Source organism: Levilactobacillus huananensis, from assembly GCF_003946145.1.
Taxonomy (GTDB): domain Bacteria; phylum Bacillota; class Bacilli; order Lactobacillales; family Lactobacillaceae; genus Levilactobacillus; species Levilactobacillus huananensis.
In genome coordinates this window covers 131,799-147,465 of record NZ_RHOC01000004.1, presented here as the reverse complement: position 1 = coordinate 147,465, position 15,667 = coordinate 131,799, and the positions used below count along the sequence as shown (strand labels likewise).

14 protein-coding genes are annotated in these 15,667 nt (G+C 48.2%); 9 read left to right on the top strand and 5 right to left on the bottom strand.

The window, feature by feature from the left end:
* Positions 1-95: 95 nt before the first annotated feature.
* Positions 96-680, bottom strand: coding sequence for a signal peptidase I (lepB, locus tag EKM71_RS05185; protein WP_125573590.1), 585 nt, complete (start codon positions 678-680; stop codon positions 96-98).
* Between the two features lie 175 nt (positions 681-855).
* Between lepB and EKM71_RS05180 the strand changes: the two genes are divergently transcribed.
* Together EKM71_RS05180 and EKM71_RS05175 are read left to right on the top strand one after the other, a co-directional pair.
* Positions 856-1,206, top strand: coding sequence for a PadR family transcriptional regulator (locus tag EKM71_RS05180; RefSeq protein WP_125573589.1), 351 nt, complete (start codon positions 856-858; stop codon positions 1,204-1,206).
* A gap of 2 nt (positions 1,207-1,208) precedes the next feature.
* On the top strand, positions 1,209-2,627 hold the full coding sequence (locus tag EKM71_RS05175; protein WP_125573588.1) for a DUF4097 family beta strand repeat-containing protein: 1,419 nt from the start codon (positions 1,209-1,211) through the stop codon (positions 2,625-2,627).
* 362 nt (positions 2,628-2,989) lie between these two features.
* Here the strand turns inward: EKM71_RS05175 and EKM71_RS05170 are convergent, their stop codons facing one another.
* Entirely contained in the window at positions 2,990-3,235 is a 246-nt protein-coding gene (locus tag EKM71_RS05170; RefSeq protein ID WP_125573633.1) for a hypothetical protein, read from the bottom strand.
* 250 nt (positions 3,236-3,485) lie between these two features.
* Between EKM71_RS05170 and EKM71_RS05165 the strand changes: the two genes are divergently transcribed.
* Positions 3,486-4,028: a MarR family winged helix-turn-helix transcriptional regulator gene (locus EKM71_RS05165; RefSeq protein WP_125573587.1), complete on the top strand. Its 543-nt coding sequence runs from the start codon at positions 3,486-3,488 to the stop codon at positions 4,026-4,028.
* Between the two features lie 242 nt (positions 4,029-4,270).
* On the opposite strand, the gene EKM71_RS05160 is transcribed toward EKM71_RS05165, so the two are convergent.
* Both EKM71_RS05160 and EKM71_RS05155 read right to left on the bottom strand, forming a co-directional pair.
* Positions 4,271-5,593: an MFS transporter gene (locus tag EKM71_RS05160; RefSeq protein ID WP_125573586.1), complete on the bottom strand. Its 1,323-nt coding sequence runs from the start codon at positions 5,591-5,593 to the stop codon at positions 4,271-4,273.
* 148 nt (positions 5,594-5,741) lie between these two features.
* Complete coding sequence (locus EKM71_RS05155) at positions 5,742-6,266, bottom strand: DUF1440 domain-containing protein (protein WP_125573585.1); 525 nt, start codon at positions 6,264-6,266, stop codon at positions 5,742-5,744.
* 202 nt (positions 6,267-6,468) lie between these two features.
* On the opposite strand from EKM71_RS05155, the gene EKM71_RS05150 reads away from it, so the two are divergent.
* From EKM71_RS05150 to EKM71_RS05125, 6 genes are all read left to right on the top strand, one after another.
* Positions 6,469-8,739 carry an ATP-binding cassette domain-containing protein gene (locus EKM71_RS05150; RefSeq protein WP_125573584.1) on the top strand — a complete coding sequence of 757 codons (2,271 nt, stop codon included), beginning with the start codon at positions 6,469-6,471 and terminating at the stop codon, positions 8,737-8,739.
* A gap of 77 nt (positions 8,740-8,816) precedes the next feature.
* Complete coding sequence (locus tag EKM71_RS05145) at positions 8,817-10,343, top strand: hypothetical protein (RefSeq protein WP_125573583.1); 1,527 nt, start codon at positions 8,817-8,819, stop codon at positions 10,341-10,343.
* 657 nt (positions 10,344-11,000) lie between these two features.
* A complete protein-coding gene (locus EKM71_RS05140) occupies positions 11,001-11,762 on the top strand; it encodes a WxL domain-containing protein (protein ID WP_125573582.1) in 762 nt (253 codons plus the stop codon).
* 150 nt (positions 11,763-11,912) lie between these two features.
* Positions 11,913-12,950: a DUF916 and DUF3324 domain-containing protein gene (locus tag EKM71_RS05135; protein ID WP_225417995.1), complete on the top strand. Its 1,038-nt coding sequence runs from the start codon at positions 11,913-11,915 to the stop codon at positions 12,948-12,950.
* 29 nt (positions 12,951-12,979) lie between these two features.
* Positions 12,980-13,450 carry an LPXTG cell wall anchor domain-containing protein gene (locus EKM71_RS05130; RefSeq protein WP_125573580.1) on the top strand — a complete coding sequence of 157 codons (471 nt, stop codon included), beginning with the start codon at positions 12,980-12,982 and terminating at the stop codon, positions 13,448-13,450.
* A gap of 4 nt (positions 13,451-13,454) precedes the next feature.
* On the top strand, positions 13,455-15,107 hold the full coding sequence (locus tag EKM71_RS05125) for a hypothetical protein (RefSeq protein ID WP_125573579.1): 1,653 nt from the start codon (positions 13,455-13,457) through the stop codon (positions 15,105-15,107).
* A gap of 143 nt (positions 15,108-15,250) precedes the next feature.
* On the opposite strand, the gene EKM71_RS05120 is transcribed toward EKM71_RS05125, so the two are convergent.
* A complete protein-coding gene (locus EKM71_RS05120; protein WP_125573578.1) occupies positions 15,251-15,643 on the bottom strand; it encodes a tautomerase family protein in 393 nt (130 codons plus the stop codon).
* Positions 15,644-15,667: the final 24 nt, after the last annotated feature.

The following is a 15,667-nucleotide window of genomic DNA, read 5'->3' as shown; positions in this document are numbered from 1 at the left end:
AGTCCGGCGGCTTTATGCAAGAGCTGATGTTAAGTTGAAGACGGACAATCGTGAACACCGGTGGCGACATGCCTGTCCTGAAGTATAGGGCGTCATTAGCTAGCTAGACTATTCACGTTAGCGCGATGCACTGAGCTACCTTCCCAGAACGGGACTTTGACCACGCCCATGATTTTCTTAGCGTCGACGTAACCCCAGGCTCGACCGTCTTCTGAGACACTCCGATGATCTCCCAGAACGAAGTAATGGCCCCGGGGAACGGTGTTGCCTTGGTAAGACCAGTTGTGTTGTTTGGCCAGGCTACCTAGCGTCCAATTACCGGTCCCGGCACCCTGCTCAGTCTGACTGATAAAGTGTTGGTTAATCTTTCGATGATTGACATAGAGGTAACCATTCTTACTGACGACCTGATCCCCAGGTAGGCCAATAACACGTTTGACATAGTTTGTATTTTTGGGTGCGGTTGGATCTTCGCCATAGGCATCAAAAACGATGACACTGAGCCGCTTGACCGGTGTTGGTTTCGTCACGATCATGGCTTCACCATTCCTTAAGTTCGGTTCCATCGAGTCTCCCGAGACCTTGACGACCTCTAGTAAGTATGTGCGCACGACGAAAACGACAGCTAGAGCCACTATGATGGGTAGGCCCCAACTTAGAATATTGCGAAAAGTTTTCATTGAACAAGCTCCCCTGAATAAATTTATTGCGTTTAGTGTACTATGCTATTGTCATAAGGCTACCTTTTGGATGGAAATTAAGCAAGGATAAATCGGCTTTTTAGACATACTACTTTGACACACACAGTAGTATGTGATACATTATTGACAAGCAAAAAAGAAAGGAAGTGGCGGCATGGCTGAGAATATTTCCAAAGACCTCATTCGGGGCCATACGGATACAATTATTTTGAACATTCTCCAGCAGGGGGATAGTTACGGGTATCAAGTGGCAAAGCGGGTGAAGGCCCTGAGTCATGGGCATTATGAGCTCAATGAAGCCACGCTGTACACGGTCTTTCGCCGACTCGAAAAGAATGGTGCATTGACGGATTATTGGGGCGATGAGACGCAGGGATCGCGACGCAAGTATTATCACGTCACGCCGGTTGGGCAAAAGATGCTGGCGGAGAAGACTGCGGCCTGGCAGTTTGCCAAGCCCATTATTGATGACTTAATTACCGGAAAATTGACCGAGGAGGCTTAATTATGGACGACATTACAATGGAAATTCGGACGCGTTTGGATGACTTATTTCGCAACTATACCCCATCACGGGCTTTAACAGAGTTGAAGGAAGAATTAGTTGGTGACTTGACCGAAGCGGCCTCCGAACGGGTTAATGACGGGATGCAGCCGGACAAAGCAATCGCTGAAACCATTAGTCAGATTGGGGATCTCGATAGTCTTCTCAAAGAAGTTGTCGAAGATAGTGCGCGCGACGCGGCCACCGGCCGTAACCGACAGCGTGAGTCTCAAGCCAAGCAACCCTCTCAATCGAGTGTGCACGCTGGCAAGCTTCACATCACTGACAACCAAGTGACCTGGGGGGACCGCGTTCTTGTAGATAGCGATAAGGATAGGGTGGATCTCGGAAATCTGGTTCAGGTGGAAGGCGATCACGTGTCCGTAGCCAATGGTCTAATTGATGTTAATGGGGATCACGTGACGGTCAACGGTCAGAAACCAGAGCGAACTCTCGTCACCTCACTGAAGCTGGTCAATACCCAGACCTTTGCCGTGACTGACTTGGCTAACGTGGCGATCGACTATCAGGATGCCGCCGTTAAATTGGGGGCGGCAAGCGGCAAGGCTATCGTGGTTAACGAGTATATGAGTCGAGACAATGACCGGTTTCACTTGCGGGCAACACGCGTCGGAGACACGTTAACCATTCAGCAGGGCGAACGGCCACGCCTCTGGCCCGTGCATATCCGGGTGGAAATTTTACTGCCGACTGATCTGACGGGACATGTCACTGTTGAAGCCGGTAATGGGAGTCTCGAAATGAGCGACTTTCAGAGCGCGATTTTCCTTGCTGCTCATGCGACAAATGGTCGTGTCCGGCTCTTTCATACGGCCGTGGATCGGCTTGATCTGACCGTGACCAATGGTGCCATCAAGATTGATGAGCTAAAGAGCACAACTTACAGTATTCGATCCGACAATGGCGCGGTAACGCTCGGCAGCCTAACGGGTAAAGGGGCGGTTGAAACCATAAATGGTGCCATCCGAGTGACCAATCAGTCCGGTGATCTCCAGGTGAACTCGCGTAATGGGGGTGTCCGGGTCGATGGCATGAATGGTCAGCTGATCTGTATTGCCCGCAATGGCGGGGTTCGCGTTAAGGGGCTCACTGGAGATGGGGATATTCGGGCCAGAAATGGTCGGGTCAGTGCTCAGGTTACCGGCAATATGAAGGTTCAGAGCCACGGTAACGTGAGTCTAGAGGTCCCGGTGGGACAGGCCTATCGTTTTGACCTGCGCAATGAAGAGGGGACTGTACGAGCACCTCGTGACGCGCACTTTAAGTTGGATGATCGCCACCACAAGATTGGCTGTGTTGGGGAAAATCCTGACATGGCGGTGACGGTCGACAGTCGACAGGGGACGGTAGAGATTAACTAGTACGATTCAATGAGATAGATTTGGAGATTAAAAATAGTCTGAGACACGTCACCATGTCTCAGACTATTTATTTGTGTCGAAAGTGGCCATTTGCCCCCCTCGAATGAGTCAAACTATGCAAGTTTATGGTCATTATCAGTTTTGACCAATAGTTATTGAACCTAGCCAATTAAAGAGGCCGATTCATCACAAAGAATAGCCTCTTTTAGGACCTGACAGAGCAGATCTTGTTGACTCGTCAACATAAAGAAAAGCGAGGCGGCGAGCAGAAGATAGCGTTTTCTTTGAATTGTAAAGAAAAAACAAACAATTTACCAAAAAGCCCTTTATTTTTTGACCAGAAGAGGCGATACTAGAGGGAGTTACCGTGCGGAAGAATCATAAAGATACCACCAAGATTGCAATTGGTGTAATTTAACTTGGCTGATCTGGGTCAGGGGAATCTCACGAGAATGGCCAGCCGCTAAGCCGAGGTAAACGGTGCTGGCAGTCACGAAGTCAACGGTTCCCGTTTTGGTAACGCCATGATACGTGATCGTGGTGAGCTGGTTTTGTTGATAAGCGGTTTGGAGTAGGAGCCGAATTTTTTGTGGTGTATAGTCTAACATCTCAGTCACATCCTTGGTCAGAAGATTAATCCCATTATAGAACACCTGTTCTATTTTGCCAATCATAACTATAATATTACCGGATTAGTTAATCTATCTATAAAATATAAGTATGGTTATCCACTTTGTGCTTTTTGACCGGTGACGACGGGCATTTTATCGGCTAAAATTAAGTCCCGTAGGCTGTATCCAATTTAGGACGGTAAATGGCAGCGCCCCGCGCTGAACTAGAAGGAGTAATGGATTTATAATGACAGAGACGACAAACGATAACGTTACGGAAGCAGAATTAAAGAAACAATTTGACGACTTGTACATGCATATTTTCAAGTACATCGGGGACTTTGTTTCGATTCCCACCCAAAAGTATAATTTAACTTTTGAAGCCTTCATGGTGATGGAGAACGTTGCCCGGAGTAAGAATGGGCAAACGTTGGTGGAATTGGCCAAGCTGGAAGGCGTATCGAAGAGTGCCATTGCTCGTCAAGTTAACGTGTTACTGAAAGAAAACTACGTGATGCAGAAGGTCGATCCTAATGACCGTCGGGTTAAGTACATTACTTTGACAGCGGCTGGTAGTCGGGTTCAACGGAACTTGGCACAAGCGACGGATGAACGATTCCATCGTTGGCTAGGCTTCTTTGGTAAGGACGAAGCGGAACACTTTATCCAGGTACTTCACCGGGCCAATGAACGGGCAGTCGCTGCGGGCTTCGTCGGGTTCGATAGTTTACATGATAAACGCCGGAACTCCAATCGTGGCCGTACGCGAAATCACACGACACAAGACTAAACAACTGATCAAAAAGAGGGCTGTACCAATCGGGTATAGCCCTTCTTTGTGATCACGGGCATTGAGACGAAATGCCCGTGATTTTCGGTCGAGACAGAGACTTTGATGAAAAATCGGTAAAGACAACTTGGTTACGCAAGTCGTCCTTACCGATTTTGTTTTTGTAAATAGTTTTAAAATCTTTTCCAAACTAGGCGAAAAACTGGACTCGAATTTCGTTAGTCTTAATAGGGCAATCAAGTCTAGTGATCGGGTTGAATCTTAGCCTGTAACTCACGTTCATTGTAAAGGAGGAGTACCGCAAACATGACGAGATAAAGGACTAACGGTAACCAGGCGTAATTCAAGAGGATCATGTGTTGGGTCGCGACGTTTTGGGTGTGATTGGCGGTATAGCCAGATAGGTGGAAGAGGCCAGCGGTGATTAAGCCACCAAATCCCAGGCCGACGTTGACGCCAAAGTCGTCAGTCGAGGCCAAGATCCCCTCGGCCTGAATGCCCAGTGCCATGCCATAACGAATGGTATCGGCAATCATGATGGAGACTAGCCCAATGATGAGGCCGTTGCCCACAGAATTAATCAGGGTTCCGGTAAAAATGATTGGCAACAAATGACGAATTGTGCCCAGACTGAGGATAAGTTGACCGATTGCAGCGATCAGGATACCCGTTAACATGGTCCGTTTCTTCCCCCAACGGTTGGCGGAACGGATGATTAACAAAACACCAATCAAGGCCGCAAAGGTGAAGGCATTGGCGTAGGGGACGAGTTGCTCGTGATGCTGAATATATTTGAAATAGTAGATAGTGGTCTGATTCTTAATTGCGGTGGTCAGCCAATATAACAGGATGACGACGGAAATCACGAGCCACGGTTTATTTTGTTTCAACATGCCCCCCACGGCGCGCCAGGACTGATGGGCGTGTTGCGGATTGGTGAAGCGTTCACGAACGCGGAAGAAGGTATTCCAGATCAAAATAAGTGAGATGATCCCAAATAAAACGATGGTTAAGAGAAAGCCGCGTTGCTGGTTGCCATGGCCGAACAGGGCGACTAGTGGCAAGGTAAAGACTGCCACAATGATTTGAACAGAACTGCCACAAAATTGGCGAATGACGCCAAGTACTGTTTGTTCTTGATCGTTTTCCGTCATGGTCGGGAGAATTGACGTGATCGGTAAATTGACCGCCGTGTAAAGGAAACCTAGGCCTAAGTAAGTCACATAGGCCCAAATGAGTTTGCCAGTCGTACCGAATGGCGGTGTCACGAAGGTCAAAATGGCAAATATGACGTAGGGGAGCGCATACCACAGAAAGAATGGCCGACTCTTGCCCCATTTGGAATGTGTCCGGTCGATCATGAGGCCAATGATGAGACTTTCAACCACATCGGCGAGTCGAGCCACCACGAAGAGAATTGCGGCCGAACTGGCGGTCAGACCGTAGACGTCGGTATAAAAGAACAGGAGATAGGTGGTCATCATCTGAAAGACCAGGTTATCCGCTGCATCGCTTAGACCATAACTCAGACGCTCAGGCCATTTGGTTTGCCAAGGTTTGTTCATTGCGTCGCCTCCCAAGATGATGGCAATGGGGATAATGAGAAAGACCGTTGTAGCGTGTTAGACTAACGAAGAGGTAAACCGGCTGAACACGGGATGTTTAATGTGGTAACGCAGATGGCGTTACCCATAAATACACGCTAGCGTTGGGTTACTTCCGTCGTTTGCTCTCCTGGAGCAGACGACGATAGACCTCGGCACCAACCAAGTCGTTAGTGACCATCCAAGCGATGTGACCGAGGGCTTCGGACACATGTTCCTCGGTTGGTTGGTCCTTAGCCGTAGGGACGGTTCCCATGGCGGGCATCAACCCCACATGAAAGGCAATCCAAATGGTGAGACCGAACCAGGTACCGGCATCTTTCTTTACAATGGGGATTTTTTCACCGACGATCTGGTAGAGCACGGCAAAGGTGGTCGAAAAGCCAAAGTGGATGATGTAGCTTACCCACGGTAGTTTGTGACCGGAATAAGTATAAGTCGCGTGCGTGACTTTGGCAGGGATTCCGAACTGCTCCAACAGCGTCTGTGGCGGATTCGTGGCATTGCGCGCTTCGGTCCGTGGCGGTAAAATATTTTCCCAGCCAAGCTTGACCAGGCCAGAAATAATGCCAGCAGCGCCGCCAGCGATGATAGCGGCGGGGAGATTCAAAGGCTGTTTTTTCAATAAGGACATAGGATGTTCCTCCTTCTAAAAATCTTACACGTTAAAGTATAAGCGTCTATCATTGAAAAACGCCGGGATTGGCTTGCGAGTTTTCGAGCAGGTGGAAATTTTTAGAGTGTGTTAGGCTTGACTGGTGTCCCTGGCAGCCGGGGTGAATAGGGTCGCTGGGGATGAGTTGTCAAAAAGTAAAACGACATGAGAGGAGTTTGAGATGGCGATGCCATTTGAACAGGGATACATAGAAATTAAAGATGCGACGCAAAACAATCTGAAACACGTGAGTTTGAAAATACCCAAATATCAGACGACCGTCTTTGTGGGGTTATCGGGCTCGGGTAAGTCGTCACTGGTGTTCGACACGATCGCCGCGGCATCACGGCGAGAACTCAACGAAACCTTTCCGAGTTTTACGCAACAATACCTCCCCAAATTCGGGCAACCACACGTTCAGGACATTGAACACTTGCCCGTCGCCATCGTGATTGCACAACAACGACTGGGGAAGAATGCTCGGTCGACGCTGGCGACTTATACCGGCATCTATTCGCTGATGCGCCTGCTCTTCTCACGAATTGGGAGTCCGTTTATCGGCTATTCCGATAGCTTTTCCTTTAATTTGCCGCAAGGGATGTGTCCCGCCTGTCAGGGATTGGGCTACGTCGATGACATTGATGAAACGCAATTGATTGATCCGGAGAAGTCCTTAAATGAAGGGGCGATCACGTTTGTTAGTTTTGGCCCCGACACCTGGCGTTGGCGACGGTACGCGACCAGTGGGCTCTTTGACGACGATAAGCCAATCAAGGATTATACCGCCGAAGAGTACGATCTCTTGATGCATGCCCCGCAACAGAAGTTGGCACATCCGGGTGAAGGCTTTCCGCGGACGGCCTTATATGAGGGTGTCGTGCCGCGAATTCGCCGATCGGTTATTGGCAAGAAAGAAGCGGCACATCATCGTGAGGCCATCGCTAAGATTGTGACGCGTAAGCCCTGTCCAGTCTGTCAGGGGACACGCTTGAAGCCAGAGGTCCTGACAGTCCACATTAATGGGGTCAAAATTGCTGACGTGAGTGCGATGGATCTCAATCACGTCTTACGCTTTCTAAAGGGGATTACCGCGCCATTGGCAACTGACGTTGTGCGTGAACTCAGCACGAAGATTCAGTCGTTAGTCGACATTGGCTTGGGTTATCTGACTCTGGACCGGGGGACTAGCTCACTATCTGGTGGGGAGGCCCAACGGATTAAGATCGCGAAATACCTGACCAGTTCGTTGGTTGATATGGTCTATATCTTGGATGAACCCAGTGTGGGCCTTCACCCTCATGATATTCAGTTGATTCGTCAGGCTCTGACAAAATTAAAAGATAAGGGCAACACGATTCTGGTGGTTGAGCACAATCCAGCGATGATCAGTTTCGCCGATTACGTGGTTGAGATGGGCCCCTTGGCCGGCCAAGGTGGTGGTCAAATTACCTTTACGGGGACCTATCAGGAACTGTTAGCTTCCGACACCTTGACCGGAGACTGGTTACGTCAAGCCCATAGTTGGGGTCCAGAACGTCAGCCAACCGGTCAGATCGCCTTGCGACATGTCACGCAAAATAACCTTCAAGACATCAATGTGGACGTCCCGTTGGGCGTAATGACGGTCATTTCCGGCGTGGCAGGATCTGGGAAGTCATCGCTAGTCACGGCCTTAAAGGCCCAATTGAAAGATGATTACATTGATTTGGCACAAGCGCCGGTCGGGATCAACATTCGCTCGACGCCGGCCACTTATCTCGGCATTCTGGATGGTATTCGGAAACTCTTTAGCGACGCCAACGGGCGCGTCGGTACCAGTCTCTTTAGTTACAACGGGAAGGGCGCCTGTCCGCGGTGCAAAGGGAAAGGCGTGACCATCACCAACATGGCATTCATGGATCCGGTTGTACAGACCTGTGAACGCTGTCACGGCAAGCGATACAGTGAGGAAGCCCTGCAGTATCACTATCAGGGGAAGACGATTGCCGAAGTGCTCCAGATGTCTGTCAACACAGCCACCAAGTTCTTTGCAGCGACCCCCAAGATTGCGGCCCAATTGGCAAATATGGACCGGGTCGGTCTGGGGTACTTGACACTGACGCAACCGCTGACCACGCTGTCCGGTGGTGAATTACAACGGTTAAAGTTGGCCGTGGAACTCGGTAAGCAGGGGACAATCTATCTTTTAGATGAACCGACTGCCGGTCTGCATTTAAAGGACACGGCCCGATTGATGACGTTGTTTAATGCCTTAGTCACCGCCGGAAATTCTCTAATTATCATTGAACACAACCTCGCTGTGATTAGTCAGGCCGATTGGTTGATTGACGTTGGCCCGGATGCCGGACGTTATGGCGGCCATATCCAGTACAGTGGGACGCCGCATGAGTCGGTTGATGTGGCTGACTCACGTACCGGGGTTGCTTTGAGAGAATGGATTCATAAAAAATAAAAAACATATGTTCCCCGTCGTTGAAAATTATGGTATGCTAGGAGAACTGAATTTTTTGAAATGAAGGGAAGATTTGTATGGTCACCACACTCCTCACACCTGCCGAGAACCGATTTCTTCAGCTTAGTCAGCCGGCCCTCCAACTGCCTGATCTGACGCGCGTCATGCCGTTATTACGTGAGCATCCAACAGTCAAAATGACGAGTGACTTTCTCACGCGATCGGCGCGTGATCTTTTGACGGATCAGCGGATCGAGTGGCTCGTACAAGGAAGTCGTGTCTGGAAATTACTGGCGCGGCTCCCCTACGCGATTAATACCAGTGTGCATCGAACAGATTGGACGCACTGTGCGTTGTGCCACAAACCGGTGCGTTACGAGTACCACGTGGTATTGCGGACGGATGGCCAGGAGATTGTGGTGGGATCAGAGTGCGTGAAGAAGTTCATGAGTGATGAGATGCAGTATCTGATGACGATCACGACCGAGGATAACTTCCACGCGGTGGCCCAGTATGATGACCTGACGGCTCACTATCCACAAGTCCCAGAAATTTTGTGGGATCAAGCGGCTTTGCCTCATCTGCCACAGCCACAACACGGACGACAGCGCTGGGTACGCCGCGGGACCCGGACGACGGTGGATGATTATCTGAAACGACGTCATCGTCAACTGCCACAAGCGGCACTGACACCGTATTTAACCGAATATACCCAACTGACGGAACTGGATCGAAAGGCAGCTCAGGCGTTGGTTCAGAAGCAAGCACAGCAAGGAAAGGTCGCGAAGCAGCGTGCCGAACGCGAAGCGGCCGCTGCTTGGAAAAAGGCCGAAACTCAGGAGAGTGCTGCGGTCCAAGAACTCCGGGCCGCAAAACCGTATGGCAATTACCTGACGACGGTGGCCGAGCTGATTGTTCAGCATCTGCCGTTAACTGATTTCAAGGCGCGATTAGCCAAGATTGACCAGCCGCGGTCACTGAAAAAGTTGGTCAATTCCTACCAATTAGGGGTCATGGCTACGGAGTTTGATCGGCGTGGCAAGATTGTGGCCTCTCGTTTGCAGATTGTACCGCGTTACCTGGTTGCCGATCTGAATCGCGACGTGTGTTTTCGGGCGAAACAACGACAACGGGACTGGTACGATGACTTATTTAATGTCACGATTGGTTTTGCTTTGACGCCGGAAGAGCGACGGGCACAGCTGCAACACCTACGTGATCCGTGGGAAGGACATCAGGTCCCAAGACAGGTGTTCACGGATTGTGAGACATTGCGGGATAAGTTGACGGCTGGTGAGTCCTTGTCACCAAGCTGGCCTGTGGAATTGACTCGGGCCTTCACCGAGCGACTGGCCGTACAGCCTCAACAAGGCTGGGTACCGGCTAGAAAGAACCATGTGACCCCCAGCCAGCTGCGACACTTAACGATTGATCAACCAGATTTTACGGCTGTGCGGACGACATATCGCCGGCTGTACGCCTTACCGGCTGAGGATGACGCCGTGACGGTCTCAGCGTTACATCAGTATTATCTGCGGCAGAGAGACCAGGAAGCTAAGCGGCAGGATGCGACACAAGCGTTATTGCGACAATTGTTAGAGTAGGGATAACTAATTGAAGTCAACTTAAAGTCGCCATGGAATTTTTAAATTTCATGACGGCTTTTTTGACCAAATATAATGAAAATCGAAAAATATTATCGAATTTCAAATTAAATATATTTTATAAATTGTCATCAATGTTGAGGTTAAGCACGTGGCTATAATTTGTACCGACTCACGGACATTAGCACTGTGAATCATTATTTTTTTAGAAAATTATGCGGATCTTGATAGGAATTTAACTAACAAAAAGTAAAGGAAAGCCTATGGGGGTCAACGATTGAGGCCATATTGTGGCAAAATTAATACACACACTTTATCTGTATGGTTAGAAAATACAGTTTATAGGGTGTAAAAGGGTTATCTGATTAAATGGCTTAGAACCCCGTCTCTACAGGCGTGAGGCCTCTTTTGAGAAAGATAAAAATTTCTTCACATTTTAGACAAAAAATTGTTTACAAGTTGACTCATCGGGCATATAATAGCGTTGTTACATACTTAAAGAAGCGGAACAACCTTCTAGGGAGATTGTCGTTTCTGGGGTGACTCGAATGATTATGGGGATCACAGATGATTCTTGACTAGTTTCGGGCCACACAGAGTATTGCGTGTCACAGTGTTTTGGGAATCCATAGCAGATTAAAAGGAGTGCATTAGATTATGAAGAAGACAGTAAGCAGTATTTTATTAGCAAGCGCATTATTATTAGGAAGCATTGCACCGGTTGTTGCTAACGCGGCTACAACACCGACCTCTGGGACGACGACCGCAACAGCCAAGTTCACTGCACCAGATCCTGTGACAAAGCCAGTCGATCCTAACAATCCATCAAATCCCGCAACTGGTACTCAAACCGGTAACGGTGCAACAACTGGTGATGGCAATTTGACTTTCTTGTACGTGACGAACAACCTTGACTTTGGTTCAAGCAAGTCAGTAACTTCTGGTTCTCAAGATGTTAAGGGGCAAACGACGATTGCACCTGAAACGTTTACGACTGATGGTACGCCAACTTCAGATTTTGTTACTGAAATTTCTGATACACGTGGTTCCAATGCTGGTTGGACGGTTCAACTTACCAGTACAAAGATGGTCGACACAAGCAACAGTGATGTAAACACCAATTATTTAAAGGGTGCAACGATTGACTTTAACGGTGGTGATGGTGCAACAAAGATTAATAACTCCGCTAAGGCAACAGATGGTATTGCTGCTAATTCAGTAAAGGTTTCAACCATCAGTGGTTCTACTCAGACTATCTACGGTGCCGTTGCTAATAGTGGTGCTGGTCAAACGACATTCCAACTCGACCCTTCAAACATTCAACTTTCTAGTGTTGGTGCGACGACTAACACTGGTACCTACACTGGCACCTTAAACTGGACTTTAAGTGAAACGCCAGCCGTTGCTCCACAAGTCTAAATTTTATTAATCGCGAGCAAAGGTGTCCATTGTTTTAATAATGAGCACCTTTTTCGCTTACATATGTTGTATCATGAAGTTGGTACGACCAGAGTCTAACTAGGGTAAGACAGAGGTGTAAGGATGCAAGGATTGAAGAAGTTCCAACTCATGATACTCGCGTTTTTCGCGTTGTTGATTGGTACTGTGGCGCCGGTGACCGCTAAAGCGGCTGGTGTTAACAATAATATTGGATACAGCGTGGAAGCACAGATTCCAAAGAATCAAATTGATAAGAGTCAGTCATTTTTTGAATTACGTATGAAGCCTGGGCAGACTCAGACTCTACGGACGAAGATCTTTAATGTCACAAATCAAGATATTCGAGTGAAATCAGCTGTGCATACGGCTTGGACCAATTCGAGTGGTGTAATTGATTACATTGATTCACCTAAGTCTTTTGACCCCTCGCTAAAATATAAGATGAGTGATATTAGTCGTGTTCAAGGACAGAAGACGGTGACCGTTCCAGCTGGTGGCAGTAAAGTTGTTTCGGTTAATGTTCAGGTACCTCAGGATAAAGCGTATAACGGATTAATCTTAGGTGCTTGGTATTTTGAACGGGTTGATACGAAGGTCACTGGCACAGTGAAAGGGACCAACAATATCAAGAATAAATATTCTTATGTTGTTGGTATGGAATACCTGATGGGTAAGGTGCCAGCTGGCGATCTCAAGCTTGGTAAAGTCGGCGCGGGGATGGATAACTATCACCGTGGGGTTATTGCCAATTTGAGGAATCCGACGGCAACGATTATTCCTGATCTGACGATGAATTCGACCATCACGAATCGTGATGGTGGTCAAACTGTAAAGCGTATTCAAAAAGAGAATGTTCAGATGGCGCCGAATACAACGTATCGCTATCCCATGCTTTATGGAAAAACGGCATTGAAGGCGGGACACTACCATTTGCACATGGTAGTTAAGAATAAGGAACGAACCTGGATCTTTGACCGTGATTTTACGATCACGAATGCCCAGGCCAATAAGTTTAATTCTGATTCAGTTGATGATTCAGGGGTTAACATTTGGCTATTGATCGGCCTTGGGGCCTTAGCAATGCTAATCTTGATTCTCTTAATTCTGTTAATTATCTATCTGATTCGCCGTCGTCGAGATGAGAACGAAGATAAAGAACGAAAGTAAGCAAGGTCCATTGAAAGGAGGGCGTTGGTATGAAGAAATTCATCGTAACTTTAATTATGGCGCTCGCGTTAACCGTAGGGATTGGCGCGACGACACCGGCGCTCGCTGCAACTGTCGATGGGATTAGTGGCACGACACAGACTAGCGTGTATATTCAGGGGTATCCAGTCATACCAACTCCTGATCCAGAGCCAACTCCTAATCCGCCCAAAATACACAAAGGTTCTGGCGCGGACCTTCCGGTTGTTCCCGATAAGCCTTCTGGTAAAAAAACACCTAAGAAGACCTCAAAGGTTAAACCGAACGTCGCAAATACGACCAAGAAGAGTATAGGAACTATCGTGAAAGCTGGCTCAGCTGATTTGATTGCTGGCCGATTACCACAGACTAATGAATCACGCGTTTTCTTGACTAGCCTAGTTGGGTTACTTTTATTAATTGCTTTAGTCTTGGCAATGGGTGTTTATCGCCAAGCTCGGTTACTCAGAGAAAGGGGGTAGCAGGATGAGACTGAAGAAGTTGTTGTTACAGCTTAGTTTATTACTGACTTTTGTGAGTGTGGGCTCTGCAGTTATGGTAACTTCAGCTCATGCTGCTGGGTCTAATCCGACGGGTGTCGATGCGGACGCAACGTTACTTTCAGGGAATTCTTTTAACTCCCAGCGAGACGCGGCTAACCTTGTCTCAGGAAGTTCTAATGGAGATTATTACGGGGTACAAAACTATCCCAATCAGTCAAGTGGGGTTTATGCTAACGGCGTTAAAAATGGTCGAATTACCACTGCAACAACCAAGTTTTTCGTTCACTTTGCGTTAGCTTCAAATGGAAATCCTATGACAATCAAAGAGGGATACTTTACCTCGGTCTATCCAGATGTGAGTTATACATCGAATGGTAAGGCTGTGTCATTGGTTAAAAATTCAGTTAGCAGTTGGACCACTGGCCAGCAAAAATCAGTCACGAAGATTCCAAGTGGTTGGACTGAGTTAGATGTCGATCTTAAGGATCTTGGAAATACGATTAATTTGCCCCTCAATATTGGGTTTTCATATGGCTACTATGAACAATATTTAGCATCTGGCACGGCCATGTACTACACGGTTCAATTGAATTCCGATCCCGATGTGATCAAGAATATGGGGGATATCACAATTGATGGTGGCGGAACGGTTGCGTCTAGTGCACATACCGTAACTGGTTCGGCACAACCGAACTTAATGGTTAAGTTAACGGGTATCGATGGTGACTATACGACGCAGGCTGATTCCAGTGGTAAATTTACCTTCGACTTAGGCACGAATACGTTAAAGTCTTTGCACGCAGGCAGCAGTATTACGGCTACCGAGTACAATGAATTTGGGGATACCAAGAGTGCTTCTGCTACGGTTACCAATACAGTGCCACTGACGATCACCTCCAGTACGCCTTCTCTAACCATCTCGCCAGATGATTGGGATGCCCACATTGCAGGCAAGTCTTCTACGGATATTGCGAGCTGGATTGCCTCACAAACCGGTATGACGGCTACCAAGCCAGATGGGACGACGCCATCGACCTTGGCCTTCGACACGACCGATAGTGACCAACTCAAGGCAACCGTTACCGGTGGGACCCAAGACGTGACGATGAATGTGACCGATAGCGATGGCAATGCGTCAACCACGCCAGCCACAATTTCTGTGACTCGCGGTGCTGGGAAGTTGGAATTCGGTGACATGACTGACATGGTCTTTGGGAATGGGGCATCATTAGCCGTTCCTGGCCAATCGACGCTCTATGCTCCCGGAGACTACCAGATTAACATTTCTGATACGCGTGAGCTGGGGTCAGCCTGGTATGTTACGGCTAATGCAACAACGATGACGTCTACCGATAGTAGTCATCGGCCACTCAGCGGGCATATTGTCTATGAGGATGGTAATGGAACTAAGACGCGGCTAGATAGCGGGAGTGCGGTTTCTGTGGCTTCAGGCAAGCGTGACAGTAACTCGACGGATATCGCCAAGGACTGGAATCAAGACGGCAAGTCTTATAGTGGCAATTCCGCACCGGCTGGGGTCTACTTGGATGCCAATCCTAACATCTATGCAGCGGGGAATGCGACCAGTTATTCTGGGACCATCACGTGGTCTCTGACGGACGTTCCTGTCAATTAAATTTTGTTGGGTTATTAATTTGGATAATGAAATGATGGGAGCACAATTCAGAAATGACTTGTGCTCTTTTTATGCGTCTGGATTTATCCAGATCAAAAGACCGCCACAGCAATTGCTGTGACGGCCTTTCGAGTAATAGTAGTTTACGCTAATTTACCATTCATAAACTGGGCTTCACCATTGCCAAAGCTCCAGTCTGCTTTTGTGTTACTGGTGATGTTAATCAGGACATCTGATGGTGCCACATTGGCATGGGCAGCCAGTTCCTTGACTAACCGAGCGTAAAATCGGGCCTTGTCAGCGTCCTTACGAGGACTGGAGGTTAGGCTAAAGACCAGCATCTTGTCGGTCCGATCGAATCCTAAGCCAACGTCCAACATGATCATTTCCTCGGGGTCATGTTGGGTGACGATCTGGTACCGGTCACGTGGTAAGAGGTGTAGTTCTTCTGTGGCAACCTGATACGAGATGTCTAAGATGTTCTTAATCTCGGCCTTGCTACGGCCACGGTACATATCGATACGCATCAATGGCATGGTGATAACCTCCTGATGGTTTTG

What these genes read in the sequence shown, in the direction of transcription:
- EKM71_RS05145 (WP_125573583.1), top strand. Translation starts at nt 8,817, where the DNA reads ATGGTCACCACACTCCTCACACCTGCCGAGAACCGATTTCTTCAGCTT.
- EKM71_RS05170 (WP_125573633.1), bottom strand. Translation starts at nt 3,235, where the DNA reads ATGTTAGACTATACACCACAAAAAATTCGGCTCCTACTCCAAACCGCT.
- EKM71_RS05165 (WP_125573587.1), top strand. Translation starts at nt 3,486, where the DNA reads ATGACAGAGACGACAAACGATAACGTTACGGAAGCAGAATTAAAGAAA.
- lepB (WP_125573590.1), bottom strand. Translation starts at nt 680, where the DNA reads ATGAAAACTTTTCGCAATATTCTAAGTTGGGGCCTACCCATCATAGTG.
- EKM71_RS05155 (WP_125573585.1), bottom strand. Translation starts at nt 6,266, where the DNA reads ATGTCCTTATTGAAAAAACAGCCTTTGAATCTCCCCGCCGCTATCATC.
- EKM71_RS05150 (WP_125573584.1), top strand. Translation starts at nt 6,469, where the DNA reads ATGGCGATGCCATTTGAACAGGGATACATAGAAATTAAAGATGCGACG.
- EKM71_RS05140 (WP_125573582.1), top strand. Translation starts at nt 11,001, where the DNA reads ATGAAGAAGACAGTAAGCAGTATTTTATTAGCAAGCGCATTATTATTA.
- EKM71_RS05175 (WP_125573588.1), top strand. Translation starts at nt 1,209, where the DNA reads ATGGACGACATTACAATGGAAATTCGGACGCGTTTGGATGACTTATTT.
- EKM71_RS05135 (WP_225417995.1), top strand. Translation starts at nt 11,913, where the DNA reads ATGATACTCGCGTTTTTCGCGTTGTTGATTGGTACTGTGGCGCCGGTG.
- EKM71_RS05180 (WP_125573589.1), top strand. Translation starts at nt 856, where the DNA reads ATGGCTGAGAATATTTCCAAAGACCTCATTCGGGGCCATACGGATACA.
- EKM71_RS05160 (WP_125573586.1), bottom strand. Translation starts at nt 5,593, where the DNA reads ATGAACAAACCTTGGCAAACCAAATGGCCTGAGCGTCTGAGTTATGGT.
- EKM71_RS05125 (WP_125573579.1), top strand. Translation starts at nt 13,455, where the DNA reads ATGAGACTGAAGAAGTTGTTGTTACAGCTTAGTTTATTACTGACTTTT.
- EKM71_RS05120 (WP_125573578.1), bottom strand. Translation starts at nt 15,643, where the DNA reads ATGCCATTGATGCGTATCGATATGTACCGTGGCCGTAGCAAGGCCGAG.
- EKM71_RS05130 (WP_125573580.1), top strand. Translation starts at nt 12,980, where the DNA reads ATGAAGAAATTCATCGTAACTTTAATTATGGCGCTCGCGTTAACCGTA.